We start from the raw sequence: 3,138 nt of genomic DNA, 5'->3' as shown, positions 1-3,138 counted from the left end.
TATCCTCGAATGCAGGAACCTCGCTCTGTCTTGAAATCTAAACGGAGGGCGTGATTGAGACTTTTTCAGTGCCATTGTACTATAGTGGACTGCTCAAGAAAGGCGTTAGGACTCCTGACAGCAGAACCGTGAAGCTCAGCGCTTGCATTGCCTATGGAGGCAAATGATGACACGGAGTGGCCAAGGTAGTGGGAACCCTACTTATAGACGCTGTATTTTCTAAATATGCCTTAACAGTAGCACATTGTTCTACAAAAAGTCAATTTTGTAAAACAATGTCTTAATTAGCCAGACAAGATAGGATTAAGTTATACTTTTTTAAGGTTAGACACGATCCATACCCGACAAACTCTAGCCTAAGCGGGTTAAAACTAAAATTTCAGGAAGCAATAGGAGAAGCAAACAACTATGAACCAGATGTCAGGCTTTACACGACAAGAAACAATACATCTGGCAGGCTGCACTTCTAGCCGACTGGCTTATTTAGAAAAAGTAGGCTTAGTTATTCCTTACAGATTTGGAAATAATGGAAGACCAACAGTAGTTTTTAGTTGGGAGCAGCTACTAGAAATTCGAGCAATTAAAAATTTAAGAAAAGATGTTTCTTTACAAACAGTCAGAAAAATAATCAATTTTTTAGATGAGAGCGGTTACGACAATAGCTTGAGAGATAAGCAGTTAGTTGTAGTTGGTGATGAAGTTTTTTGGATGAAGCAAGACTGGTCGGATTTTGGTGACAACATACCCACAACCGTTAAAGTTGCTGGCAAAAGAAATAGGGCTGTAGGTCAGTACGTTTTACTCGTGATCCCTCCATTAATTGATATCGTTAATGATATCTGGGAAGCTGCTCACAAGTCAAAAATAATAGACTTCAAAAGCTTTCAACAACGAGCTAAAGCTTTGCCTGCTTAATATTAATTAACCATTTTTTTATAAAATTTATTTCGCTATTTATCGGTATTATACTTTTTGAGGTTAACCTACTTATATTTCTCAATACTGCGCCCTGTCTATGCTTGGCAAACAGTTAATAAATACTGTTATAATATACGGTGCGGGGATGACTAGACCCGACACCTACCCACAAATAATGCAACCCATCCAAATTACCACCTTCCAAGCTTTGTGGCGCAGCTTGGGCCTGATAATCAAAGCCGCACCAATTGAACTCCGCCATTTAATAATACTCAACATCATCGCCGGTGCTGCCCCATCGGCCGTGCTATTTTTAGATAAATTAATCATTGATGAAGTATCTCGGTTGCTGTCGCAAACCCAAACAGCACAGCCCCTTGCTTTGATGCTTTCCCGGCCAATATTGCTATGGAGTATTGGCGGAGTCTTAAGTCTCAAGTTAGTCGGCGATGCCCTAGACACAATGAACTCTTTTGTCGCGACATCTTTGCGCGATCGCGTTCAAGGCTTTGTCGAAGGAAAAGTCCTGGAAAAAGTCGCCAATTTCGACGATATCGCCCTGTTTGAAAACCCGGAACTATTAAATATAGTAGAACTCGCCAAAACAGGAGTATCCAAAATACAGCAACTAGCCTTTACCATCAGCATGACTATCACGGGAATTTTTATATTTATTCCATCGATAGGCCTTGCTGCTGCAATAGCTTGGTGGGTGCCATTGCTGATGTTGATCTCCTCATCTCCCTCAATTTATACCCAAAGAAAATATAGCAGAATCATCTGGAGAGTTCAAAGAAAGCAAGCTAAAATCAGCCGCGAAATGAACTTATCCAGTAGAGTCTTGACGGGCGAAGAATATGCTAAAGAATTGCGTTTGTTTGGGTTGCAAGAACTTTGGCTCAAACGCTGGCAGGGTCAGTTTTTGCAATTTTTTAGCGAGATGCAGCAAATCCGAAAAAAAGGAGCAATTGTTGTACTTTTCTGGTCGATGTTTAGTAGAATTGGAGTGGCTTTGCCATTTATTTATGTAGTAATGGGAGCTTTGGGTGGTCGCTATACTTTGGGCGATTTAGCACTCTATTCGGGTTTGATTGTTCAAGTAAAGCAAAGTTTGCAGATACTGATTAGCACTTCTACTAATTTGTACGATATCTCTCTCAGCGTTAGTCCAATTTTTCAACTTTTGGAACTCCAACCAGAATTGCAGTCTCCGCTTGGGGATGTAGCATCTCGCCTGCCTATTTTACCAGAAGACGGGCAAGATTCCCGCCCTACAAAAGATAAAATTGGCATCGAGATTAAGCATCTATCTTTCTGCTATCCAGGTAGCAACAAAAGCACGGTTGAAGATATCAACTTAACGATTAATCCGGGGGAAATGCTAGTGCTTGTTGGTGAAAATGGCGCGGGTAAAACAACCCTTGGCAAACTCCTCGGCCGCCTGTACGACCCGACAAGTGGTACGATCGACTGGAACGGCAAAGATTTGCGATCGTACCCTCTAGCATACGTGCGATCGCGCATCGCCGTCGTTATGCAAGATTACGCCCGTTTCCCCTCCACAGTTCGCGAAAACGTCGGTTTCGGCGACTTGCTTTCACTGTCAGATGACAGCGCAATTAACGAAGCTATTTCCGAAGCAGGAATTAGCGCAAAAGTCAATAGTCTTTCCGCAGGTTTAGAGACTCCCTTGGGGAAACAATTAGAAGACGGCATAGACTTATCGGGGGGACAGTGGCAAAGAATTGCGATCGCCCGCGCCTTAATGCGGCTTTCTACAGCCGAAGTGCTAATTTTTGACGAACCAACAGCCGCCCTCGACCCCAAGACAGAACACGAAATTTACAGCATCTTCCGCCAAATAGCCGCCGGGAAAACAACCATAGTCATCAGTCACAGATTAGGTTTAGCAAAAATTGCCGATCGTATCGCCGTCATGGAAAACGGTAAAATAGCAGAAATAGGAACTCACGACGAATTGATAGCATCAAACGGAATTTACTGCTCAATGTTCACCCGTCAAGCTAGTAGCTATATTTAGAGTTAAATAAACAGTCCGCCAGGGGTTAAAACCCCTGTCTCATAGCGAAAGTCGGTTGAAACCGACTGGGGAGATATTGCAATGCTTGTTCAAAAATGTGTCTTTCAGTCCTCTTTGAGAGCGTTCCACGGGCGCCGCACGCCCGTTATGAATCAAAGAAACAGTTTCGCTCGCCCAAA

Annotated in this window: 2 protein-coding genes; both read left to right on the top strand. The window is 42.9% G+C overall.

The window, feature by feature from the left end:
• Positions 1-408 precede the first annotated feature (408 nt).
• On the top strand, positions 409-915 hold the full coding sequence (locus QUB33_RS29010) for a MerR family transcriptional regulator (RefSeq protein WP_333357984.1): 507 nt from the start codon (positions 409-411) through the stop codon (positions 913-915).
• A gap of 178 nt (positions 916-1,093) precedes the next feature.
• Positions 1,094-2,959, top strand: coding sequence for an ABC transporter ATP-binding protein (locus tag QUB33_RS29005; protein ID WP_333357981.1), 1,866 nt, complete (start codon positions 1,094-1,096; stop codon positions 2,957-2,959).
• The last annotated feature ends 179 nt before the right edge of the window (positions 2,960-3,138 follow it).

This window comes from Microcoleus sp. B3-A4, from assembly GCF_036705385.1.
Lineage (GTDB): Bacteria > Cyanobacteriota > Cyanobacteriia > Cyanobacteriales > Microcoleaceae > Microcoleus.
The sequence above is the reverse complement of the archived record's forward strand: the minus strand, read 5'-3'. Positions and strand labels throughout refer to the sequence as shown.